Raw genomic sequence first — 22386 nt, forward strand, 5'->3', positions numbered from 1 at the left:
CCCGCCTTTCAGGCGGTCTGAACCGCCTTCTTCCACCGTGTGTCGGGGTCTTACCACCTCGCTCCTTGAGGCCTACCGTCGGTAGGACGCTGATATCTCCTATGGCGCATCAGACACGCGTCGTTTACCGCTCGTATGTGCCGGCATGTCAGTGATGGCATTGTCGGAAGCGACAAGCTTCCTGCACCTATGTACGGTACCGGACCGTCTTTACGCTCCCTAACTCTTACCCTTAATTGACGTAAAAGTGCGCTCTCGCAATGAGAGTTCCTGCGGATCAGGGCTCGATTTGACGCTGAAAGAGTGCTGGACGCAGCTTCGTCCAGATTAGCCGCACGGAAACCTGCAAGAGGAGCACGTCATGTCTCTCGGTATCCTACTACTCATTATCTTAGCCGTAGCCCTCGTCGGGGCCGTTCCAGTGTGGCCCTACAGCAGTGGGTGGAGTTACGGGCCGAGCTGGGCAATTGGCGCTCTTGGCCTTTTCGTGCTCGTGCTGATATTCACGGGGCAAATCTGAACCAGCGCGTCAGTACGCCGCATATCCGTTCGCGTGTCTTCGGATAGGCAAGTGCCCCGTGGCAACGAGTGGTGCTATTCGTTAATTCGTCGATCTTTACCCAAGAATCGAAAGCTGCATGCAGATGAAAAATGTCGAATATGAGTTCGTCAATGATTTTTCAAAAGTCAATTATGTGAGAGATGTCATGCCAAATACCAATTCAAGACGTACTTTTCGAGGTCTTCCGTTGACTACCGCCCAGGATGCTGAGATCCGTCATTACATTAAAGCAAAAGCGCAGCGGCATGAACCGTGGGACACGCCAGAGTTGAAGGCCATGCTCAAAGAAATGCTGACGCCTCCTATTAGCGCGCAAGAGGAGTCGGTTGAATTTCTGGATCAAGCGAAAGCGTTCGCGGAGCGTGCCGCTTCTTCAGTCGACGAGGCAATGGAGCCTATAGAGGCCTATGAGGAGCGAAACGCTGCCAAAGAAGCGGAGGCAATGAAATGGCCATGGCCGTGAGCTATTTTCCATGTCAGGCCTGTCATAAAAGCTCTTTCGTCCCTCACCAGCGGGCTCGTAGAGTTCCCCATGTGTCCGGTTGCTTGCTGGCCTTGAATGCTTTTCTACACATTCAATACGTAGATCAATGCGCACCGATTTGCAGGGCAGATTTGCGCACCCAACTATGCTTTTGATTCGTGGTAGGACGCTATGATCATCTCCAGCCAAGCCTGGGTGAGAGGACGCAAAAAAAATGGATGCCAGCGGACGCCTCCGAGTCGATCTGTATCGCGCGTTGCGGGCGCGCTTGAGAGATCACCCCTTGTCCCGCGTTGGCCCTGGCCTCATCACTGGAGTGGCCGATGACGATCCGAGCGGGATTGCGACCTATTCGCAGGCTGGCGCACAGTTCGGGCTGGACATGCTCTGGACGATGCCGCTCGCATTCCCCTTGATGGCCGCGATTCAATCCATGTGCGCAAACATGGGTCGCGTCACCGGGAAAGGGCTCGCCGCCAACATCAAGGATGTCTTCCCGCCGATCGTGCTGCGCGGCGTGGTGCTGCTCTTGCTTGTTGCAAACACCCTGAATATCGCTGCTGACGTCGCGGCGATGGGCGAGGTTGCGGAGCTTATTTCCGGTGTCGACCGGCACCTCATGACGGCATTCGTTGTGTTTGGCACGCTGGCGCTGCAGATATTCGTTCCTTACCATCGTTACGTCTTTTTTCTGAAGTGGCTGACGGCTTCCTTGCTGGCCTACGCGGCCGTCTTGTTTGCCGTGCATGTACCTTGGGGCCAAGTCGCGCTGCATACGTTGTGGCCCAGCTTCAAGCTCAACGCAAGCGCCGCATCCATGGTCGTCGCGGTCTTCGGTACAACCATCAGCCCCTATCTCTTCTTTTGGCAGGCTTCCGAAGAGGTTGAGGACATGCACGCGCACCCATCGCTGAAACGCGATGGCGCCAAGGCTGGCACAGAACTCCGGCGCATCCGGTGGGACACGTGGAGCGGCATGCTTTATTCGAACGTGACCGCGTATTTCATCATCCTGGCCACAGGCGTGACCCTTCACGTGTCCGGCGTCACCGACATCACTACGGCGGCACAGGCCGCCAGTGCATTGCGGCCGCTTGCAGGAGACTTTGCGTACCTGCTGTTCACCATCGGCATTCTGGGCGTCGGCCTGATTGGCGTACCCGTGCTGGCCGGCTCGGGAGCCTATGCGCTTTCCGAAACCATGGGTTGGAAAGAGGGGCTGGAACGCAAGGTGAGCGATGCACGCGGGTTCTACAGCATCATTGCGGTCAGCGTACTTGCAGGGCTTGCAATTCAGTACTCCCCGATCAGCCCGATGAAAGCGCTTTTTTGGAGCGCTGTCATCAATGGCGTTGTGGCGGTACCTCTGATGGTGGTCATCATCCTGCTGGTCTCGAAAGCCGCTGTCATGGGGGCTTACACCGCAAGCCGACCCATGATCATCCTGGGCTGGACTGCCACGGCGATCATGGGTGCTGCCGCCATGGCGATGTTCCTGTTGTAGGCATCGACACGCAAACACATGGTGCGCGTGTCGACGCTGACTACTTGCAATGGATTGGTGCCGTGCCTCCCTCGATGGCTCTGCCTGCTTTAGCGCGCGAGCTCAGCGCACTGTTGCCCCAGTAGTACCCCAGCGCTGAACGCGATGCCAGAGGAAACGAATCCTTCCGGGATCGCGGCCTCTGCCCAGCCGGTGGCACGCCCATTGTTGGGCGTGAAGCGATATTCGGAAAACCATCGCCGGTCACTACGCCGCGTCGTGCGTACTTCAAGCGTTCCGTTTGCCAGGTCAAGCGAACTGATCATAGAGATCCTCGTTGCGGTTACCTCGGTATGCCGGGATGTGCCGGTTCACTGTTATTTTTGGCTACAGCGTGACGTGACAGCGAGTTGCTGTTGGCCCGGTACCGTACAGAACCTCGTTCGCTATTCCCTAGTTGAACCCGCTACAGCGCCGCCAACATGCGCGAAGACGTCAAGCCGCGCATCAATGCGTCTGCCGCCGTACCGACACCTTTCCAGCACAAGAGGATCTTGGTCCTTGTCCTTGAGGCATTCGCGCGACAAATACCGATGGCTATGGCTGCAACGGTGACCTGATGGGCCCTATCTTACGGCGATTCGGGCCCACCGCGCCCTGGCGCTAGCGCGCGAGATAGCCAGTCAATTGCTTTGCCAAGCACGCCCGTTCCAGGACATCGCCTTCGAACGGTATGGAGATGGCATCCCAACGGTTGCTGGGCAAATGCAGGGGGCGGGAGGGCTGCGGGCAAAGCGGGCGAGCCTTGTGAGTCCAGGTGGCTAGCGCGCCCAGTTTGCAAACCAGTGGTGGGTCCAGGACGAATGCGACGAGGAGGCACGCTACCACTTGCTCGATTGCTGAACCGCCTTCCCGACGACAATGGCTCCATTGTTGGGTGTTGTGGACGGCGCGGTCCGCGCTACTGCGGCCCCGCAGGCCCATACCCCTCTTCTACAGTCAGCTTCGGGACTGCCGCACTCTGCGCTGCTGAGCGCGGCGCTGTTGGGGCCTTTTCCAGCTGGTCTGGAATGAAGCCGTTCTCCGCCAGCTTGGGGATGAGCCCGCGCATGAGGTAGCTGTTCGCAAAGCCCGCGCAATACGTTCTCGCGCCCGGCTCGATCGGCACCAGCATCCTGCGCTCCACTAGCTTGCGGATCTGATACGTGCGTTGGTTCTGCGATAGGTCGGGCATCAACTTGGCCAGGTCGCCCGACTTCACCGTGCCCTCGCGAACCGCTTTCGTCAGCACCGCGAATTCCATCTGGGTGACCAATTGCCTCTCACGTGCAAAGTCGAGCGCCGGCATCAGGATCTGGCTCTGCAGATAGTCGTAATCCGTCAATTGGTTGACCTTCTGGATTTCTTCCTTAATGCCACGCAACACATAGATGCACCACGCTTCCAACCCGGCATCTGTCCCGGTGTCTCCCTGGGCCAGCATCGCGTAGTACATCTCCCGATCGTTGCAGAACACGGCCGTCGGGTTCAGCACGCGGTCTCCGCTCGTCTGCACGTTGAAGCCGTACTTGATGAGCATGGCGTAGGTCAGCAGCCGCACCACGCGGCCGTTTCCGTTCGAGAACGGGTGCACCCACCCGAACCGGTGATGCGCGAGCGCCACCTTCATCAAGTCGTACTTCGGCGGGTCTTCGTGGTTGATGAAGGCAACCAGCTCGTCAATGTAGCTCGGGACTTGCACCGCCTCCGGCGGTTTGTGTTCCGACTTGGCGATCAGGACCGGCCCCGCACGAAACTGGCCAGGCGTGCGATCGCCCTCGCGGACCAGTTCTTGGACCGCGAGGGCATGTAGCTCGCGCAAGAACGTTGCAGTGATTGGTGTGCCGCGCTGGATCGCGTCTTCGGCGAAGCGCATCGCCTCTTCGATGTTGGCGATTTCTCGCAACTGGTCGCTCTTGGTCGACGTCCCTTCAATCTTGCTCTCGACGTAGTCGGCAAGCGTTGTGTTGTTCCCCTCGATCCGTGCCGAGCCGAGACTTTCCATCATGTGGAAGATGGATTTGAGCTGGAAGAACATCGCCCGCGGCGTGGTGCCGCTCAGGCTCAGTCTTCTCAAGTGCTCCAAGTCCGTCAGGACGTCCACCAGTTCCGAGTCGAAGGCGGGATTGAGGAGTCGAAGGTCGTGGTGCGTGAAAGTGGGCATGGAGGAACTGCGATGTTCTGCAGATGTTGCCAACATCTAGAAAGCGTGTCGGCAGGAAGTGGAAACTGTTATTAACATTCTACTTAAAATCAATGCGTTACGTGTTAGGCAACTTTGGAAGATGTTGAACCTGTTGTCTCAGGAATTGAAGTTCAGTTTCAGAGGATGTGAAAAACCGGGCTCGAAACCGCCTCCTGAAGCATCCTATCCGTCTCTTCGTGCGTCCCCGTTCGCCCTGCCCCGGCCTTGGGGTCTCGTTGCCTAGTATCAAGCCAGCAAACCTGTTTCGCCCTTCCGGGCGTGCCGACAGCCCAGCGATGGTCGCGCCAACCACCGACAGCTGCAGTTCACCGTCGACGCTCCGAACGAGTGCTGGGCGACCGATATCACCGATGTCCGCACGCACGGAGCTTAGTTGTACCTGCGGGGGTCATCGATCTGTGGTCACACAGTTGGCGGTGGATGCCTTGATGGCGCCATGGTGTCGCTGCGCAAACACAACCTGCTGGACAACAGCGTGAGCCGGCACGGCCACGGCCACGACAACGCCGTAGCCGTGGCAGACAGCCGTCAGCTGCGCTTGGGTTCGGGCTTGAACTTGCCGCGCACGAAGCGACCGGACTCGGTCTTGCCGTTGAGTTGGCGCACCACGCGCTGAGGATCGGCCGGATCCGCGGTAAAGACGGGCACGTCGCGGCTGTGCGTGATCGTCAGCCCAGGCTTTAACAGTCGCCGGCCGAGATTTGCGATCACCTTGGCGCTGGCCTTGAGGCCCTGCTCGACCGCCGCCGCGCTGGGCTTGGCCACGACCACGGACGCATTGCCGAACGACACCGCCATCGCGCCGCGCCGCAGCTTGGCCACCACCACGGCCCGTTGCGCGGGGCGCTTGGGGGCCGCTTTCAAGAGCGGCCGGTCTTTGGGTGCGGAACGGGTGGACACGGTACAAATCCTGGGAGGGTAGATGGCGCTATCTTGCCTGCAACGGGTGCGCGGCGTCATGCGGTCGCGCCACGGCGAACCACACCGCCTCGGACCGCCGCCGCGGCAACGGGATCGGGGCACCGTCCGTCGCCATTAGAATATTCCAACCAACGTGGCTCGTCTCGTGCGAGAGGCATCACTGGGTCAGGAGGCCGCCCGCCTCCGATAGACCTCCAGCGCCTGACGCGCCACCACGAGATCCTTTTCCAGGCGCTCGACGCGCGCCACGAGTTGCGCGCGCTCTTCCCGAAACGCCTGGCGCACCGCATCGGTCTCCACCGCCCGCCGGCGCTCTGCGCCCTCGAGCCGCGCCGCCAAGGCCACCAGCTCGTCCGACACCTGCACCAGCCGCCCGAACAGTTCACTTTCGCGCGCGCTGGCCGCCACCGTTGCTTGCGTCAACTGCGTCCCCAGCGCGTCCGCGCGCGCCTGCTCGGCCGCGGCGCGTTCGCGTGCATCCCCGAGTTCGGCACGCAACTGCTGCTGCTCGGCCTCGAGCCGCGCGCAGTGTTCGGCCAACCAAGCATTGCCCTCCCCTTCCGGCACCGCTGCCGACGGGACGGGCCCCGGCGGCACCAGATCCTGCAGGGTCACCCGGATCTCGCGCTGCAGGTACGCGCGCAGGTCGGCATCCTGGAGCGTGGCCGGCGCCTGGGGAGCGTGCGCGGTGGCACGGCGTTCGGCCAGCACCGCCTGCACGGTGCGCGTGCTTGGTGTGCGGGCAATGCCTGCGGCCACCATCAGACGCCGATAGACGGTCTCCCCAAACGGGCGGCCCGCGATGCGGTCGATCTCATCGAACGCGCGGCGCAGAAAGGCGCGGTTGTCGGGATAGCGGGCCGAGAGCTGCTGCAGCGCGAGGCAAATCGCGTGCAGTTGGTCATCGGCAAAGGCGGTAGGCGTGCGTGGCATCGACGAAGGGCCGCAGAAGTGCCAGTTGCAGCTGGCTGACGTGCATTATAACCACGACTATTCCGCAATCAATTCCATTGCAGATAAGCACGATGATTTACCATTATTCCCCTAATGGTAAATTCGTGGCATTCCGCTAGAATCACAGCCATCGCCTGCAGGAACGCCATGAATCACCCCGTTTTGCCCCCGCCCAGCAACGCCCTGGCCAGCCCGGTGCTGCCGGCCGCCGCGGACGACGTCGAGCTCGTGCGGCGCTGGCTCGAAGCGAAGCTGGCCGCGGGCCTGGGGATCCGGCCCACCACCGCGCACCAGTACGCACTCGAGGGGCGCCGCCTGCTGTGGTTCGCGCATGCGGTAAGCCGCCGCCTGCAGGACTGGGGCGTCGAGGATGCGCAGGCCTACCTGCGCCTGCTGCGTGCGCCGCCGGCCCACGCGATCGGTGACACCCGCGCCAAGAACAGCACAGCGTGGCGGCCGCTGCGCGGGCCGCTGTCGGAAGCCTCGGCGCGGCAGAGCGCCTTGATCGCCGGGGGCTTTTTCAAGTGGCTGGTGGACATGCAGGCGATCCGGGTGAATCCGTTCGCCGCCCTGCCCCGCGCGCGGCGGGCACGGGGTGCCGGTTCGCAACAACATTTCCTGGAACTCGACCACCTGCGCGCCGTGTTCGCGGCCATCGATGGGCGGCCGAAGGCGGCATTCTGGGATCGGCTGCAGGCCGCGCGCGACCGTCTGGTGATCGCCCTCGCTTTCCAGACCGGGCTGCGGGCCTCCGAACTGGCTGGGCTCACGTGGACGGACTTCGAGCGCCGTGTGGGCCGGCACGGTCCTTACTGGGTCGTGGTCATCCGCCATGCCAAGGGCGGCGACGACCAGGTGGTGCCGTGCGATAGCGCGATGGAGGAGTTGGCCCGCTTCCGACGGCTGCTGGGCTTATCACCCGAACCACGCCGCACCGACACGACGGCCGTGATCCCGGCGGTTCCTGGCGGCAAGCGGCGCACGAGCAACCCGATCGACGGCCTGACCCTGCAGCGGCTGCTGGCGCGCCCGGTCAGCACCCGGCAAGGGCTGTACGGCATCGTGCGGCGGGCCTTTGGGGATGCGGCACAGGCGTTACTGCAGCGGGGAAACGAGGAACTGGCGGAGAAGCTGCAGCGGGCCTCCACCCATTGGTTGCGGCACACGACCGCGACCCATCTGTTGCGCGCCACGGGGAAGCTGACCGACGTGCAAGCCCTGCTGCGCCATCGCGACATCAATACGTCGCGCACCTATGCCCACGACGCATTGGAAGATGTTGCGACGGCAGTCGCTGGAGTGCTCAAGGTTCCTGGCTGAGTCGCGCAGGAGGCTCGGGAGTCCCAGGAGAGGTGTGCCCGAGCGGGGAAGCCGCGCCAGAGTCTGTTTGATGCCAGTGTGGGGGCTTTTTCCCGAAAGCGCCATGCCGATAGTAGGAGTTATCGGCAAGGAACCTTGACCAATCAAAAGCCGCCGAAGCACCCGGTCACGGCAGTAGCGTGCCCGCTTTCGGAGCCGGCATGGCCGCTCACCAGCGCGCGCGCCACCACACCGCTCCGCCCACGACTGCCCCGGCCGCCAGTACCAGCGCGCCTTATGCTCGGGAGCTCGAGCATCCCGCCCGCTAGGCCGCCGAGCGCCACGCATACCAGTGTACCGATCGAGCGGCCGGCCGTGACCAGAGCGCGCGGCCCGCGTTGGCGGAACAGCCGTCGTGACGGGGACAATGCGCGTTCAAAGCGGGACATGCGGGAGTTGCGTGTTGGTCAGCCGCCTGAGGGGCGGCACGGATCGAGCGGCACCGCGCGCTTGGGCAAGCGTCCTAGGAAGGTCTGCTGGCGTGGTGTGGCAAGACAGCGTGGACGGGAGGATGCCACACCTGCGGTGCACCCTACGTAACATCCTTTCCGGCGCCGCCGCTAGGCACTTGTGCCTATGACAGGCCGGCCCCAAAATGAAACTTGTAGCGGCGCTGCGGTTTAAATGGCGCACAGCCTGGGCCTCCTGCAACAAATGGCGTCGTCATCGTAAGCGTACTCAGAGTACGCCAGGACCAGGTACCGTACTCTTCCAACTGCCTCTCGACGGGAGGCTCTCCCTTTATCCTACTGAGCTTCACCTCGCGAGCCCCCTCCAAGACCTGGTTTGACGCGACGGCTCTCCTGAGACAGGAGAGCTTGCATCCGACGACTTAACATTTCAAAGGTCCGTCCCTTTTAGGGACGGAATTCATTGCGCCCTATGACCCATCCTGCTAGGCGCCCAGAGGTCAGTTCCCTTGCGAGCGCTGGGAAGCGCACGAATGCCGAGGTGATTGCGTGCTGCTCGTTGTATCGGCAATAGAAGGAAGGGTGGCGCGCCCCTTTCCCGTTGCTGGCGTTGGTGGCTCTAGAGTCGCTCGGGAAGCCCGAAAGCAATCCGGAGAACCGAGTCCCTTTTAGGGACTGCTTGTCGCGGGAACTCCGGCACTCATCACACGGCTCGCAAAACCCACCTCTCTCAGTCCCTAAAAGGGACGGGGCCATTCCCCCCAAAAAAGAGAGCCCCAAAGGGCTCTTCACTGTCTGCAGCCGCTCGTTGCCCCCGGCTTTTGTCCTATTGAGCTGCATCTCGCGAGCCCCCTCCAAGACCTGGTTTGACGCGACGCCTCTCCTGAGACAGGAGAGCTTGCATCCGACGACTTAACATTTCAAAGGTCCGTCCCTTTTAGGGACGGAATTCACTGCGCCCTATGACCCATCCTGCTAGGCGCCCAGAGGTCAGTTCCCTTGCGAGCGCTGGGAAGCGCACGAAAGCCGAGGTGATTGCGTGCCGCTCGTTGTATCGGCAATAGAAGGAAGGGTGGCGCGCCCCTTTCCCGTTGCTGGCGTTGGTGGCTCTAGAGTCGCTCGGGAAGCCCGAAAACCAATCCGGAGAACCGAGTCCCTTTTAGGGACTGCTTGTCGCGGGAGCTCCGCCACTCATCACACGGCTCGCAAAATCCATCTCTCTTAGTCCCTAAAAGGGACCAAGCCATTCCCCCCAAAAAAGAGAGCCCCAAAGGGCTCTTCACTGTCTGCAGCCGCTCGTTGCCCCCGGCTTTTGTCCTATTGAGCTGCATCTCGCGAGCCCCCTCCAAGACCTGGTTTGACGCGACGCCTCTCCTGAGACAGGAGAGCTTGCATCCGACGACTTAACATTTCAAAGGTCCGTCCCTTTTAGGGACGGAATTCACTGCGCCCTATGACCCATCCTGCTAGGCGCCCAGAGGTCAGTTCCCTTGCGAGCGCTGGGAAGCGCACGAAAGCCGAGGTGATTGCGTGCCGCTCGTTGTATCGGCAATAGAAGGAAGGGTGGCGCGCCCCTTTCCCGTTGCTGGCGTTGGTGGCTCTAGAGTCGCTCGGGAAGCCCGAAAACCAATCCGGAGAACCGAGTCCCTTTTAGGGACTGCTTGTCGCGGGAGCTCCGCCACTCATCACACGGCTCGCAAAATCCATCTCTCTTAGTCCCTAAAAGGGACCAAGCCATTCCCCCGAAAAAAAAAAGAGCCCCCAAAGGGCTCTTCACTGCAGGCATCTAGGTCAATCCTACCCAGGGTTCTCGCTGAATAGCTCATTCATGAGCTGCCGAATCCGCACCTCTTGGGCGTCGGTCAGCATGGAACGTTTGATCTTCAGGGTCAGCGAGTTCACATCCTTCGTAAGACTTCCAGCCTGCTTCTTCCCGGAAAAGAATTTGTCGATGGTGCGCTCAGTCGCAACGGCAGGTGTTCCCTTACGAGTCGCTACTGCGATCACGGCAGGAGCGAGCTTCGTCTCCGCCATCTGCCCCGACGATACCGACGGCCAAAGCTCCTTCGTCGCTGCAAGTGCAGCCTCACCGTGCTTCTTCAACGCGGAGGTGAGTGCTTCCGCAGCATTTCCGCCTAGCAGACCTGGCTCAAGGTCCAAGTCAGCACGGATAAAGTCCGGCAACCCCTCGAATGCCAAGAAGCGATGCAGCCCCTGCCTCGACAAACCAAGGGCCTCAGCCAGGCGTTTCCTGTTCGGAAACTCCCTCACCGACCGCTGAAGCGACAAGGAGATCTCATAGTCGGCCAGGTCGTCGCGACCCATATTCTCGACGAGCGCCAGCACGGCCATATCCTCGTCACTGCACTCCGTCACGACCGCCTTGATGTTCTCCAGACCGAGGATCTTGTGTGCTCGCCAACGTCGCTCGCCCGCGACAATTTGGTACCCGCTCTCCACGCGCCGAACAACGATAGGCTGCATGAGCCCGACCTCGCGAATAGACTCAGCGAGCTCGGCCATCTTCGCTTCATTGAATTTTCGACGCGGCTGCCACGGATTCGGACCAATCTCCACAACCAACAGCTCAGTAGCAGTCCCTTTCGCTTCAAGCTCTTGCACTCGCAGCTGAGCAACAGCAAGCGCGCCAGCAAGACCGGGCGCTGTCTGTGTGCGGTTATTCCGGGGCACTTCACCGTCTTTGATGTCCGAAGTCTTCCGAAGACCGGCGGTCTTGTTCAGCAGGGATTCCCGCAGATTGTTGCTCATTGTTCGTTCCTCCACTTCTCGGCGTACGTCTCATCAATCCAGCGGCAGTAGTCGACCAACGGCTGCCGAATACGCTGAAGGGACTTTGCTGCGCTATGGGAGCTGCTCACGTCAAACACGGTTGAAAACGCCAACGCGCCGGTACTCATTACTGAACTCGCCGGCACCTCGATGGAATGAAGCCACTTCTCATATGCTGACTCCGCCCATGCACGAACAACCGGCGCGGACGAGGTGCGTCCGTAGTCGACCTTCGACAACACTAGTGAAACGAAGTCGTACTTCTTGCCTTGTTCGTATTGAAGGAAGCTCTTGGACACGTCCGAGAACAATTTCCAGAATGACAGCGAGCTAATGAAGTCCAGGCTCTCAGGAACCATCGGCATGACCATAGCGTCGGCCGCCAACAGAGCATTGAGATTCATGTAGGAAAGCGACGGCGAAGTGTCCATCAGAATGTAGTCATACTTCGCGCGCAGTGGCTCGAGCCCATCGCGCAACACGGTCCAGAACTTGAAGCCTGGAGTGACTCGCTGCATGGCCGGTAGGTGAAACTCTGCCCCAATGAGCTCGGTATGGGCGGGGAGCACATCCAAGCCGTCCCAATATGTCGATTGGATTTTTGACTCCAATCCACCTGGCATCTTTTGGTCGTAGATAAATGGCAGCACCGTGTCGTCCGACGTGACATCCTTCTCGGCATACAACCCACACAACTCCGAGAGCGACGCTTGCGGATCCAAGTCCACTACAAGTACCTTGCGTCCACGGAGCGTCAGCCCCTGTGCGATGCACATGGTTGTAGTGGTTTTGGCAGACCCCCCTTTAAGTTGGGCTGTAATCAAGATCTTCCCCTTGCCATCGCCAGTTCCAGAAGCCAGCGGTGTTTGGTAGATGTCGCTGACCTTCTGGACCCACGTACGTGCTTCCGCTAGGGTGAACGTACGGGTCCTACCGGTGCCGGCAGCAGTCCCAGCGGGCAACTCACCATCTCCTTTCGTCGCCAGATACTGGACTTGCGAATGCGAGATGTTGCACATGTCGGCAATCTCGCCTGTCTTGAAGACCGGTGGGGTCTTCCTTGGTCGTGGTGCGAGAATCGTTTCGCGCAGTTCGTCGGTAAAAATCGTGACCTTGTCTGCAAACTGGCTAATCTGCTCCAGCGTAACAGTCCGGTCGATCGCCGGAAGTTGGATCGTTTTTACCATTCTGAGGTTTTCCAGAAAAATTCGACAAACCTCAGAATATAGCAAAATGTAGAAAGCGTCTTTAGTAAACGGTAGATTCTATTGAACAGCTCGGCACTTTTCGACGCTTTAGTTGCAGAAACGCTTCGCCACCGGACAGTTCCCAAATAGCACCCCCGAGTTGATCGACCCTCGATAGGATCCCAATTCCGTCTTCAAGGTGAGGTCCGTTGTGCTGGTTAACACGGAAGTGCATTTTTACGACTCACATCCCGTGCACGACCTGACCTGCGCTTCCCATCCCGAAATCTCCGGCACGGAAATGGTGGAGGCACGAACCATCTGGTCCTCTATCCATTGAATTCTGCACAATCAGTCTCACCATCGAACTCCACGCTCGGCTTATCCGCACAATGAACCTCACCCTGATTGAAGGGGTATGGGCACATCTTGAACACAGCCATGACGTCATTCCGCGCGCACGCACAATGCACCTCACCATGAAGGAGCCCGAGAACCTTCGCGTCACCCCTCCTCCTTCTTAGAAGCCACGGTTTGTTTGTTTTCTTTTTCAAAAACAACCGACCAACAAACCAACAGAAGAACTCGATACTGAATAAATTCAAGGACTTAGGTTAGGAAAGGTGCGGTCTGTTGTGCTTGAGGTGAGGTTTAGTGTGCTGGCAGGTGAGAGCAGTTGTGCGACAAGGTGAGGCGCCTGACTACACCAAGGTGATCCCGCGTGTGCACGATCAATTCGGATACCCGGTGGGTGAGGTAGGTTGTGCGTGCGCCTGTGGATAACCCATAGGCCTGCATTCAGTAAGGCTTCCCGGGCATCGAACCACATTTGTTGGTGAGGTAGGTTGTGCAGGGGCAGGGGAGGTTGGTTGTGCGGCTGTCCCTTGAACGCTACGGTGAGGTTCTATGTGTTGACTGCTCACCATCGCGTGCTACAGTCCACGGGACAGAAAAAGGGCAGACCTAGCAATGGCAGCGGACAACCCAGCAGATGGCACCATCAAAGCGACATCACGGCAGATGGCGCTCGCACTGTTCGAGGACATGTTCGATACCGGCGTGCCCATCAACGAAGCCAACCGGGAAATTGGCTACCAGCGCAACAACCTCTTCACGGAGATTGTCAACGTAGGCCTGCCAGCACGCCGCTTTCTCGACGCGGCGTATTTCCTCATCGCACAAGACGCTTCCGAGAAGGACTTCTTCAACGTCGACCTGAGTTACTTCAAGTGGCTCATGCGGTATGACAGCCGCAACCTCAAGCACCTGAGGTCCGTTGCGGACGAGTGCCAGAATGGCAAAATTCGCGTTACCAGCACGCCGCCGGGTCAAGAGCCGCGCGACGACGACTCGTGGGTGTCAGTGCAGTTGATGGGTACGGTGGCCATGCATCGTGGTCGAATTGGATTTCGCGTACCTCCTGAGCTACTTCCCCACATCCGTGACCCACAACGCTCGCATTGGTTGAGCCTTCGCATTGCCACGGCGTTCACGCGAAGTCTGGCTCGTGCAATTTACGACCGCATCCTGCCAAGTGTTCAGCAGGGCAGGACCGACTGGATACCGCTCGAGGAGGTCCGCAATTGGCCAGGAAAGATGGGCGCGAATGCGGCCATCTTCAAGTACTTCAAGCGTGATTGGCTGGAGCCTGCCGTGAAGGAAATCAACGAGATTTCCGACATCGAGTTGGAGTACGAAACGCGCAGTGAATCGCCTTCGTCGAAGAAAATTGACCGCATCCGGTTCGTGAATTTGAAGCGCAAAGAAACCGCCGACGCAGTCCTTGTGAATCTCTCCGATGCGAGCGACTTGTACATGACGCTGAAGAATGAGTTTCGCCTGTCGACAGAGCAATTCACGGAAATCTCTGAAAACCGGAGCACGTGGACAGATGATCGGATTCTGCAGGCGCTGGAATACACCCGATATCGCATCAATCAGGGCGTGGTGAAAAAGAGTCCGGCCGGGTATCTCATGCAGGCCTTGCGAGGCAACTGGGCCGTCAGCGAAGCCGAGCTGAAGATGAATACCATTCAGGGGAACCTGCTAACGGCCGAGCGCAAACTAGCAGAGGAGAAGTCATCAGTCCACAAGGCAGTCCAGACCAGCACGGCCATGCACGACGCGGCGACACGAGACCGGGTCAACGATGAAATCCAGTCCGGACGCAAGCACTTCACTCAAGCCGACGCGAAAACACGCAAGGACCTTGTTCGGACGTTCCTTGCGTCCCCACTGCACGGCAAGATTATGGTGCGCCGACATAAACTGACCCCCGCCGATATCACCGAAAGCAACGTCCTGGCTCTACACACGGACATCGTCACGTCCTTCTGCCAGTTCGTCTGTGGGAAGATTAGCAAAGCGGCCCGCGCAGGCGACAACACCTAACTCGGCTTCACTTGACTGCGACGCAAAGTTTGCGCCGGCCTCAGCGGGGTATCCGTGTGCTCGGGACCTAGCACTGTTGCGCTGATGCTGCGCGCGTAAGCGCCTAGCACGCAAGTGGAACCCTTGCTCGTTTTGCGGGCAGGGCATTTGGTAACTGCCCCCACGGTTTCAATTCCTACGATACCCACAGTCGGGCAGATCTTCAGGCTCGACAGAGATGGCCGCTTGTGGTGTCTCGAGGTGAATTTCTTGCCAGAAATGACTGCGACCAGCTTGCGTCCTCAATCGGCCGCAGCCAGTGGGATTTCATTCTCGTTGCTTTGTGAGCAGATTTGCCTTGCTGCCATTGCGTGGCATTGGAGCAAGCAGAACGTCAGACCGAGTGGCGACCTCGATGGACCGGTGGCGGCCAGTCAGCCCCAGCCGGTCAGACTAAATCTCCCTTCAATCGAAAGGAGATAGTCATGAACACGCTAACGAACACCGATTGGCCGCGAGCGCCATGGAACAAAGGGAGATTGATTGGTCAGAAGCTGCCGCTAAAGCTCAAGGAGATTTGGGCCATCCGCGTACGCCTGCAACTTTCGTCTCGTGTACGAGATCTCGCCATGTTTAATCTTGCCATCGACAGCAAGCTTCGCGCATGCGATTTGACCAAGTTGAGGGTGCGGGACGTTTATCACAGTGAGCAAGTTGCCAGCCGCGCGACGATCATGCAGCAGAAGACGCAAAGGCCGGTACATTTCGAGATCACCGAACAGACCCGCGAGAGCGTGGCGGCATGGATAGGGCATGCAAGACTGCACGCACCCGACTATCTGTTCCCTAGCAGAATTCACGACTCTCCGCACCTGTCGACGCGCCAGTATGCTCGGGTTGTCCATCGGTGGGTCGCATCAATTGGCCTGGACGACACCGCTTACGGTACCCACACGATGCGTCGGACCAAGGCGTCGTTGATCTATCGTCGCACAAAGAACCTCCGGGCTGTCCAGTTACTGCTCGGCCACACGAAACTTGAAAGCACGGTCCGCTACCTTGGCATTGAGGTAGAGGACGCGCTTGAGATGGCGGAGCAGACAGAGGTCTAGCGTGGAAGCTCTGGTAGCGAGGGGGCGCTGACCGCCCATTCGCCGCCAAGCGAAGGGGGGCGGAACCGAACAGGTTGGCGAACCGGACCACAGGAGCCGGCAGGGCCGAAGCCCTCCTGCCCGGCCCGCCCATAGGAGCTGCCAGACGTGCGCATACAAAAAAGCCGCGCGTGAGAATGCCAAGCGCGGCTAGTCGACGTCGAGCGACGGCGTCGCGGTCGTCTGCTGTCGGCCAATAACAGTCAGCAGCAATGACCCGCACCGCCATCGCCAAACTGGCCGGCGATGCGAGCCGCGAGGTAATCCCTACACCCTCGCCTCAATCAAATCCGCAATCCGGAAGCGCTACGCCCGCGCGGATTCTGCGGCCTTGGCCAGTTCCGCCATTGCCTGCCTTGCGGAACGAAGCTCTTTATCGCCTATCCGACCGGCCAGTTCTGCTTTGGCTGAACGCCACACCGGGAGCGCATCCGCCACGAGTCGGCGCCCAGATGCCGTGAGGGCCAACTGCTTTCCGGCACGGCCGCGTCCGCCAGTGGCGTGGACCAAATCGCGGCTTTCTAGATTCTGAACAGATCGGCTGAGGGTCGTGGCGTCGACCCCCGCCTGATCCGCTAGCTCGACCAGAGTCGCCCCCTCGGCTTCACCGATACCAACCAAGAGGCTGAATTGCTCTGCCGTCAGCCCGAGCGGCTTGAAACAGGCGTTGTAGTAACGCGTGAGTGAGCGCGCCGTTGCGCGCGCCTGGAAGCCCGGACACTCCGCCGCAACGTTCTTCAAAGCTTCTGGATCAAAACCCTTCATGTCTCCCCCCGGTTGACAACCCTGCCCTCCGGTAATAATGTATATGCATTATTTCGGGGGCACAATGCCAGCATACGTACACGTCAATCTACGCATCATCGACTCCGCCAAGCAGGCGGCGCTTGCTCCACGCTTTCAAGCTGCCCTGCAAGAGGCAGGTGGGCGAATCTTGCATTTCGGTCCTGTTGCGCAGGTTCTGGAGGGGGACGAGGCCCCGTTGCCGATGGCCGGCGTGTTCGAGTTCCCGACGCTGGCGCAAGCGCTCGCCTTCTACAATTCCGAGACTTATGCGCCGATCAAGGCCGATCGTCAGGAAGCCCAGCAAGCGCGGATGTTCATCGTCGAAACGCAGGCCTGATTGACCGCTTCCGGCCAACTGCAGCCGCTCACGTGGGCCAAAGCACCGAGAGCGAGATGACAGCAACCAAATGGCGACTCCAAGCAGCGAAAGGCGCTTGTTTCTGCTCCAGAGGTATTCAGTCAGACTTTGCGGCGGCTCCGGGCGATACGCCGACCACATCCAGACAAAGCACACCGAGCCTAGCCGAAGGGTCGATGACCGGGTCCAGTGCGATCGGGGTGTGGGAAGCTACGCAAACTAGCCTTAGTAGGGGCAGCGATTGCTACACGGACAATTGTTTCAGAGGTTTGGTCGATTCTGCTAACACCGACGGCCGGGCAATGAGGCATCACTGATCATACGGGCTATGTTGCCGGCTGCCGTTTCTGGCGCAGTTCCTTGATAGCGCTTCGCGAAGAGATCCGCTTGCAGTTTCAACGATGAAGTCGACAGCGCGGCCCCGAGCACTGTGCGAGCGCTTTCTAGCGTGCGAGGCGGTTCCCACATGATCCCTGCGCCAAGGTCCTCAATGCGTCGCGCCGCCAAAGCTTGCTCAATGACCTGCGGAACCATTAACAGCGGTACCCCAGCCAGTAGTGCGTCAGCCATGGTGCCGGTTCCGTAGACCACGGCGAGGTCCACGCCCTGGAGCGTGGCATTCAAAGCGACCGGGCGCGGCAAAATCTTGAGGCGCGGCGAACTCAGTCGTTTTATATCGTCTGCCGACATACCAGGCGAAACGCAAAGCACTGTCGCCGCTGTGTCCCTGAGTGCTGCAAGCATGTGCTCGAATCCGGGGACGGACGGGCGAAGATAGGCAAAGATGCGGCGACTCGCACCCGCTGGCCATGGGCACTCAACCGCGTTCGTCAGCATGGAGACGGGGCCAACGTACAGGACATCAGTGCGCGCCCCATAGTGGTCCAATTCCGGAAACGTCGTTAGTACAGTCGGCAGATTGGTGAACAAGTCCGCTACACGCAATATCGGGGCTTGGCCAAATCTGTCCAAAACCGAATTGAAGGTATGCAGCACGACTGAATCTGCTTGCTGCAACCGCTCGACGGGAATGCCTTCCCACGGCCGGATGCTCGGAAGCGGGCTGACGGCAGGCGGCAATTCGAAGCCAATGCAGGTCAGCACAGCAGGTAGCCCGAGAGCGCGCGCCGCGAGGAGTGCCGTTGGTGCGTGGTTGATCACCACAACGTCGGTTCGGTGCAACTCAACGAGGGCCGCCCATGCCTTGACGCGTGCGAGGATGCCAAGCACATCCCCGTATCCGGCCCCAATCAACATTTCGGAGTAATTCGCTGGGGCGTAACTATCTTGAGGGGTGCTTGCGGCAGCCGGGGCTTGGACAAATTTGAAGCCGGCTGGCGACAAAACCTGCTCGGCGACGCGCAAGTCCTTTACCGAGAAAAGCACGTCATGGCCTTGTTTTCGTAGCACTTCGGCTACTGGCAGATCGCGCGCGAGATGCCCGAGATTGGCGCCTAACTCCCAAGCGAACAGGATGCGGCTCATGCTGGAAAAAAGTAATACGAATATCTGATTTTCAAAAATTTCAACTGCTGTAGCGAAACATGCACACCCACCTTAGGAGGTGCTTTTTCCCAGACGTCTTGCTGCTACGCTCCGTGCCCAATAACAAACGCGTCCATACGCGTAGCACGGGGAGTTTTCAGCATGACCGAGGGCAATCACGTCAACGCCACCGGGAGCGTAGCCGATAAAGTCGGGGCTACGCGCATCAGCACGGGCCTTATTTGCGTCTGCATTGTGGCCGGACATCACCAGCGGCCAACGGATGCCAATCAACTGGCGCGCTCGCTTGCGTTCGAGCCTGGCCGTCTTCTCTCGGACGTGGATGTACTTCGGGCTGCAGGAGAGATTGGCCTGAAGGCCAAGTTCGCATCGTCCTCCTGGGAGCGGCTCGCGCGTACCCCCTTGCCTGCCATTGCAACGTTGGACGGCGGGGAGCGCGTTGTTATCTTGCGCATCCTCTCGGATGACAGAGTCGTCGTGGCAGATCCACGGCAGCCGCGCGCCACGCTTTTTACTCGCGAGGCATTTGAAGAGGTCTGGACGGGACAGCTTTGTCTCATCAAGACCAAGCTCCGGCTCGACAATCCCAATCGCCCTTTCGATATTGCGTGGTTCGTTCCAGCAATCTGGAAGTACAAGCGCATTCTGGGCGAGATCCTGGTCGCGGCTTTCGTCATCCAGCTGTTTGGCCTGGTCACACCGCTGTTCACCCAGGTCATCATCGACAAGGTGCTCATGCACAAGAGCTTGTCGACGCTACACGTGCTGGCAGCCGGCATGCTGATCCTGATCGTGTTCGAGGCCATCCTGAGCGTGCTCAAAGCGCAGTTGATGGCGCATACCTCGAACCGAATCGACGTTGGGCTGGGGGCGAAGCTGTTCAAGCATTTACTGCACATCCCTCTGCGCTATTTCGAGGTCCGGCGCGTCGGCGACACTGTGGCCCGCGTACGCGAACTTGAGGGCATTCGCCAGTTCCTAACGGGTTCGTCCATCAATGTCGTGATGGATCTGTTGTTCGTAGTCATCTTCATCGCGGTGATGCTGCTGTACAGCCCGCTTCTGACGGCGGTTGTGCTGGCGTTCATTCCGCTATTCGTTGCGCTTTCGCTGGTGATGCGCCCGCTGATGCGTGAGCGGTTGGAAGAGAAATTCGATCGCGGAGCGGAAAGCCAGTCTTACCTGGTGGAGGCCGTTACTGGCGTGCAGACCGTGAAGGCCATGGCGCTGGAGCCGATTCTGTACAAACGCTGGGAAGAACTGCTGGCGCGGTACGTCACTGCGTCCTTCCGGACCTCACATCTATCCGGGATTTCCGGCGCGCTGGGGCAATCCATTCAGAAGCTATCCACCCTCGCCGTACTATGGGTCGGCGCCTATCTGGTGATGGAGAACAGCCTGACGGTCGGGCAACTGATTGCATTTCAGATGCTGTCTGGGCGCGTGATTTCGCCGGTGCTGCGTGTCGTCCAGACATGGCAAACGTTCCAGCAGGTGGGGCTCTCGGTTGAGCGATTGGGCGACATTCTCAACACGCGTGCGGAGCCCTCACTCAATCCAAACAAGGCGAGCCTTCCCGCGATCCAGGGCGCCGTGCGGCTGGAGAACGTGCGCTTCCGCTACAACGTCGACGGCCCTGAAATCCTGCGCAATCTCTCGTTCACCATTGAGCCAGGCACGACCGTCGGCATCGTGGGGCGCAGTGGTTCCGGTAAGAGCACGCTCACTCGCTTGCTGCAGCGACTGTATGTACCTGAATCTGGGCGCGTGCTCATCGATGGCGTGGACTTGCAGCAAGCCGATCCGATGTGGCTGCGCCGCCAAATCGGTGTCGTGCTACAGGAGAACTTCCTGTTCAACGGCAGCGTCCGCGACAACATTGCCATCCACGTGCCCGGCACCTCGATGCAGCGCATTGTGGAGGTTGCGAAGCTCGCCGGCGCGCATGACTTCATTCTCGAGCTGCCCGAGGCGTATGACACGCCGGTTGGCGAACGCGGCACTGCGCTTTCCGGTGGGCAGCGCCAGCGCATTGCCATCGCTCGTGCCTTGCTCGCCAACCCACGCATCCTGATTTTTGACGAAGCGACCAGCGCGCTGGACTACGAGTCGGAGCGGATCATTCAGGACAACCTGAGCAAGATCTGTGAGGGGCGCAGTGTCTTCATCATCGCGCACCGGCTGTCTACCATTCGCCATGCCGACACCATTCTGGTGATGGACAAGGGCGAGCTGGCTGAGCGCGGCTCACATGCGGAGTTGCTCGCGCGCGGTGGCATCTACGCGCATTTGTTCGCTCAACAAGCGGGGCCCGAATATGCCGCTGCTTAAGTTGATGAAGTTTGACCGGGCAGATGCAAATGGCCAGACAAAGGCCGAACGTCGGCGTGCCCGTCGCAATGCCCCGCTGACTCCGTTGGAGCAGGAGTTTCTCCCGCATCTGTTGGAAATCCAGGAGACACCACCCTCTCCAGCGCATCGCAAGGTGATGTGGAGCATTGTCGGGCTCGTGGTGATTTCGATTGTGTGGTCGTGCATCGGCCAAATCGCAGTCGTAGCGACGGCCCCGGGTAAGTTCATCCCCGACGGGCGGATCAAGCAGATCCAACCCCTGGAAGCGTCGACCATCAAGGCGATCCATGTGCAGGAGGGCCAGCACGTGCGGGCGGGTGACCTGTTACTCGAACTCGATCCGGCCATTAGTGGTGCTGCGTTACAGGCAAGCTCAGACAAGTACGCCTACAACCGCCTGGAGCAAGCGCGGCTCGCCGCCGAACTGACGCACGCCGCGCCTGACTACCGCAACGCTGACCCTGCATGGGTTGCGCTGCAGGAAAGTACGCGCGCCGCGAGGGAAGCAGCGTATACCGCCAAGCGGGAGCAAGCGCGCTCGCAAGTCGAAGAGAAAACCCACAGTTTGGCTGCAGCCCAGGCCACGCTGACGAAATACCGAGAGAACACCGCCATCAGCGAAGAGCGCGAATCCAGCGCGCGACCACTGGTGGAGACCGGTGCCATCTCGCGCGTCGACTACCTCCAACTCAAGCAAGAACTGACCAGCAATCGCAACGATCTTGCTGCGCAAACCAAAACGGTGGACGAGCAACGCGCAGCGCTGCAAGAAGCCCAAAAGCGTCTAGCCGAAGTCGAGCACGACCACCAGGCCGAGGTCTACGGGCAGTTGAGCGACAAGGTGGCCAACGAGCCGGGGCTGCGCGGCGATATGGAGAAGAGCCGCGAACTGCATGAGCTGAAGTGGCTCAAGGCGCCGGTGGATGGCTGGGTGCAGAAGATCAACGTGACGACGGTGGGTGGCGTCGTCAATCCTGCCCAGACGCTGATGACCATCGTGCCGGACGGCATGCCGCTTGTAGTCGAAGCCACGCTTTCCAACGACGACATCGGTTACGTCAAGGTGGGGCAGCCGGTAGAACTCAAGGTCGACACCTTCCCATTCCAGAAGTACGGGACGCTGAAAGGAACGCTAGTGTGGGTGAGCCCCGACGCAGAAGAGAAAAGCAGCGCTTCCATCAGCGATGAGAACGGCGCGGGAGGAAATCAGCCAGAGAAAGCTATCCAGAACGTGAAGTCGGTGAAGGATGGCTATGTCTACAAGGTGCGTATCCGGGCGGAACGGAGTGGCTTTGTGGTGGATGGAAAGCCTGCGCCACTGCAAGCTGGGATGACGGTACAGGCCGATATTGCAACCGACCACCGCCGAATAGTCGAGCTCCTGCTGTCTCCATTGGTTAAGTACTTGGATGAGGGTGCCAAGATCAGATAAAAACTCTGAATGCGAAGAGCGCTATGGGGCTCTGTC

Annotated in this window: 16 protein-coding genes and 2 pseudogenes; 10 read left to right on the forward strand and 8 right to left on the reverse strand. The window is 59.7% G+C overall.

Features of this window, described 5'->3' with window-relative positions:
- Nucleotides 1-361 precede the first annotated feature (361 nt).
- From ACN9M1_RS26800 to ACN9M1_RS26810, 3 genes are all read left to right on the forward strand, one after another.
- Nucleotides 362-520 carry a DUF3309 family protein gene (locus ACN9M1_RS26800; protein WP_426400927.1) on the forward strand — a complete coding sequence of 53 codons (159 nt, stop codon included), beginning with the start codon at nt 362-364 and terminating at the stop codon, nt 518-520.
- Between the two features lie 187 nt (nt 521-707).
- Nucleotides 708-1025 carry a hypothetical protein gene (locus ACN9M1_RS26805; protein WP_426400942.1) on the forward strand — a complete coding sequence of 106 codons (318 nt, stop codon included), beginning with the start codon at nt 708-710 and terminating at the stop codon, nt 1023-1025.
- Nucleotides 1026-1260: 235 nt separating this feature from the next.
- Nucleotides 1261-2550: an NRAMP family divalent metal transporter gene (locus ACN9M1_RS26810; protein WP_426400929.1), complete on the forward strand. Its 1290-nt coding sequence runs from the start codon at nt 1261-1263 to the stop codon at nt 2548-2550.
- An 89-nt stretch (nt 2551-2639) separates the two neighbouring features.
- Here ACN9M1_RS26810 and ACN9M1_RS26815 read toward each other — a convergent pair whose 3' ends face one another.
- The 4 genes and pseudogenes from ACN9M1_RS26815 to ACN9M1_RS26830 all read right to left on the reverse strand — a co-directional run bounded on the left by ACN9M1_RS26815 (nt 2640) and on the right by ACN9M1_RS26830 (nt 6628).
- A complete protein-coding gene (locus ACN9M1_RS26815; protein ID WP_426400930.1) occupies nt 2640-2855 on the reverse strand; it encodes a hypothetical protein in 216 nt (71 codons plus the stop codon).
- A gap of 725 nt (nt 2856-3580) precedes the next feature.
- Nucleotides 3581-4732: pseudogene (locus ACN9M1_RS26820) on the reverse strand (Fic family protein); the annotation flags it as partial.
- Between the two features lie 570 nt (nt 4733-5302).
- The gene (locus ACN9M1_RS26825; RefSeq protein WP_426400931.1) at nt 5303-5674 is read right to left on the reverse strand and encodes a hypothetical protein; all 372 of its coding nucleotides are present in this window, start codon (nt 5672-5674) and stop codon (nt 5303-5305) included.
- A gap of 186 nt (nt 5675-5860) precedes the next feature.
- Nucleotides 5861-6628 (reverse strand): cell envelope biogenesis protein TolA, encoded by a 768-nt coding sequence (locus tag ACN9M1_RS26830; RefSeq protein ID WP_426400932.1) that lies wholly within the window; start codon nt 6626-6628, stop codon nt 5861-5863.
- 168 nt (nt 6629-6796) lie between these two features.
- Between ACN9M1_RS26830 and ACN9M1_RS26835 the strand changes: the two genes are divergently transcribed.
- The gene (locus tag ACN9M1_RS26835) at nt 6797-7969 is read left to right on the forward strand and encodes a tyrosine-type recombinase/integrase (protein WP_426400933.1); all 1173 of its coding nucleotides are present in this window, start codon (nt 6797-6799) and stop codon (nt 7967-7969) included.
- A gap of 2246 nt (nt 7970-10215) precedes the next feature.
- Here the strand turns inward: ACN9M1_RS26835 and ACN9M1_RS26840 are convergent.
- Together ACN9M1_RS26840 and ACN9M1_RS26845 are read right to left on the reverse strand one after the other, a co-directional pair.
- Nucleotides 10216-11187 (reverse strand): ParB/RepB/Spo0J family partition protein, encoded by a 972-nt coding sequence (locus ACN9M1_RS26840; protein ID WP_426400935.1) that lies wholly within the window; start codon nt 11185-11187, stop codon nt 10216-10218.
- Nucleotides 11184-12395, reverse strand: a complete 1212-nt coding sequence (locus tag ACN9M1_RS26845) for a ParA family protein (RefSeq protein ID WP_426400936.1) — start codon at nt 12393-12395, stop codon at nt 11184-11186. Before ACN9M1_RS26845 ends, ACN9M1_RS26840 begins: the two co-directional genes overlap by 4 nt.
- Before the next feature lie 969 nt (nt 12396-13364).
- On the opposite strand from ACN9M1_RS26845, the gene ACN9M1_RS26850 reads away from it, so the two are divergent.
- The 3 genes and pseudogenes from ACN9M1_RS26850 to ACN9M1_RS26860 all read left to right on the forward strand — a co-directional run bounded on the left by ACN9M1_RS26850 (nt 13365) and on the right by ACN9M1_RS26860 (nt 15877).
- Nucleotides 13365-14786: a replication initiation protein gene (locus ACN9M1_RS26850; protein WP_426400767.1), complete on the forward strand. Its 1422-nt coding sequence runs from the start codon at nt 13365-13367 to the stop codon at nt 14784-14786.
- A gap of 201 nt (nt 14787-14987) precedes the next feature.
- Nucleotides 14988-15134 (forward strand): annotated as a pseudogene (locus tag ACN9M1_RS26855) (D-alanine--D-alanine ligase); the annotation flags it as partial.
- A 116-nt stretch (nt 15135-15250) separates the two neighbouring features.
- Nucleotides 15251-15877: a tyrosine-type recombinase/integrase gene (locus ACN9M1_RS26860; RefSeq protein WP_426400768.1), complete on the forward strand. Its 627-nt coding sequence runs from the start codon at nt 15251-15253 to the stop codon at nt 15875-15877.
- A 345-nt stretch (nt 15878-16222) separates the two neighbouring features.
- On the opposite strand, the gene ACN9M1_RS26865 is transcribed toward ACN9M1_RS26860, so the two are convergent.
- The gene (locus ACN9M1_RS26865) at nt 16223-16681 is read right to left on the reverse strand and encodes a MarR family winged helix-turn-helix transcriptional regulator (RefSeq protein WP_426400769.1); all 459 of its coding nucleotides are present in this window, start codon (nt 16679-16681) and stop codon (nt 16223-16225) included.
- A gap of 64 nt (nt 16682-16745) precedes the next feature.
- Between ACN9M1_RS26865 and ACN9M1_RS26870 the strand changes: the two genes are divergently transcribed.
- Nucleotides 16746-17039, forward strand: coding sequence for a DUF1330 domain-containing protein (locus ACN9M1_RS26870; RefSeq protein ID WP_426400943.1), 294 nt, complete (start codon nt 16746-16748; stop codon nt 17037-17039).
- 303 nt (nt 17040-17342) lie between these two features.
- Here ACN9M1_RS26870 and ACN9M1_RS26875 read toward each other — a convergent pair whose 3' ends face one another.
- Nucleotides 17343-18545, reverse strand: coding sequence for a glycosyltransferase (locus ACN9M1_RS26875; protein WP_426400770.1), 1203 nt, complete (start codon nt 18543-18545; stop codon nt 17343-17345).
- Nucleotides 18546-18707: 162 nt separating this feature from the next.
- Here ACN9M1_RS26875 and ACN9M1_RS26880 point away from each other — a divergent pair, with 162 nt between their 5' ends.
- Both ACN9M1_RS26880 and ACN9M1_RS26885 read left to right on the forward strand, forming a co-directional pair.
- Entirely contained in the window at nt 18708-20897 is a 2190-nt protein-coding gene (locus tag ACN9M1_RS26880; protein WP_426400771.1) for a peptidase domain-containing ABC transporter, read from the forward strand.
- A complete protein-coding gene (locus tag ACN9M1_RS26885) occupies nt 20884-22350 on the forward strand; it encodes an HlyD family type I secretion periplasmic adaptor subunit (protein ID WP_426400772.1) in 1467 nt (488 codons plus the stop codon). Before ACN9M1_RS26880 ends, ACN9M1_RS26885 begins: the two co-directional genes overlap by 14 nt.
- Nucleotides 22351-22386: the final 36 nt, after the last annotated feature.

This window comes from Ralstonia sp. R-29 (assembly GCF_049913345.1).
Lineage (GTDB): Bacteria > Pseudomonadota > Gammaproteobacteria > Burkholderiales > Burkholderiaceae > Ralstonia.

What these genes read in the sequence shown, in the direction of transcription:
- ACN9M1_RS26805 (WP_426400942.1), top strand. Translation starts at nt 708, where the DNA reads ATGCCAAATACCAATTCAAGACGTACTTTTCGAGGTCTTCCGTTGACT.
- ACN9M1_RS26830 (WP_426400932.1), bottom strand. Translation starts at nt 6,628, where the DNA reads ATGCCACGCACGCCTACCGCCTTTGCCGATGACCAACTGCACGCGATT.
- ACN9M1_RS26840 (WP_426400935.1), bottom strand. Translation starts at nt 11,187, where the DNA reads ATGAGCAACAATCTGCGGGAATCCCTGCTGAACAAGACCGCCGGTCTT.
- ACN9M1_RS26870 (WP_426400943.1), top strand. Translation starts at nt 16,746, where the DNA reads ATGCCAGCATACGTACACGTCAATCTACGCATCATCGACTCCGCCAAG.
- ACN9M1_RS26810 (WP_426400929.1), top strand. Translation starts at nt 1,261, where the DNA reads ATGGATGCCAGCGGACGCCTCCGAGTCGATCTGTATCGCGCGTTGCGG.
- ACN9M1_RS26850 (WP_426400767.1), top strand. Translation starts at nt 13,365, where the DNA reads ATGGCAGCGGACAACCCAGCAGATGGCACCATCAAAGCGACATCACGG.
- ACN9M1_RS26860 (WP_426400768.1), top strand. Translation starts at nt 15,251, where the DNA reads ATGAACACGCTAACGAACACCGATTGGCCGCGAGCGCCATGGAACAAA.
- ACN9M1_RS26800 (WP_426400927.1), top strand. Translation starts at nt 362, where the DNA reads ATGTCTCTCGGTATCCTACTACTCATTATCTTAGCCGTAGCCCTCGTC.
- ACN9M1_RS26865 (WP_426400769.1), bottom strand. Translation starts at nt 16,681, where the DNA reads ATGAAGGGTTTTGATCCAGAAGCTTTGAAGAACGTTGCGGCGGAGTGT.
- ACN9M1_RS26835 (WP_426400933.1), top strand. Translation starts at nt 6,797, where the DNA reads ATGAATCACCCCGTTTTGCCCCCGCCCAGCAACGCCCTGGCCAGCCCG.
- ACN9M1_RS26815 (WP_426400930.1), bottom strand. Translation starts at nt 2,855, where the DNA reads ATGATCAGTTCGCTTGACCTGGCAAACGGAACGCTTGAAGTACGCACG.
- ACN9M1_RS26845 (WP_426400936.1), bottom strand. Translation starts at nt 12,395, where the DNA reads ATGGTAAAAACGATCCAACTTCCGGCGATCGACCGGACTGTTACGCTG.
- ACN9M1_RS26875 (WP_426400770.1), bottom strand. Translation starts at nt 18,545, where the DNA reads ATGAGCCGCATCCTGTTCGCTTGGGAGTTAGGCGCCAATCTCGGGCAT.
- ACN9M1_RS26885 (WP_426400772.1), top strand. Translation starts at nt 20,884, where the DNA reads ATGCCGCTGCTTAAGTTGATGAAGTTTGACCGGGCAGATGCAAATGGC.
- ACN9M1_RS26880 (WP_426400771.1), top strand. Translation starts at nt 18,708, where the DNA reads ATGACCGAGGGCAATCACGTCAACGCCACCGGGAGCGTAGCCGATAAA.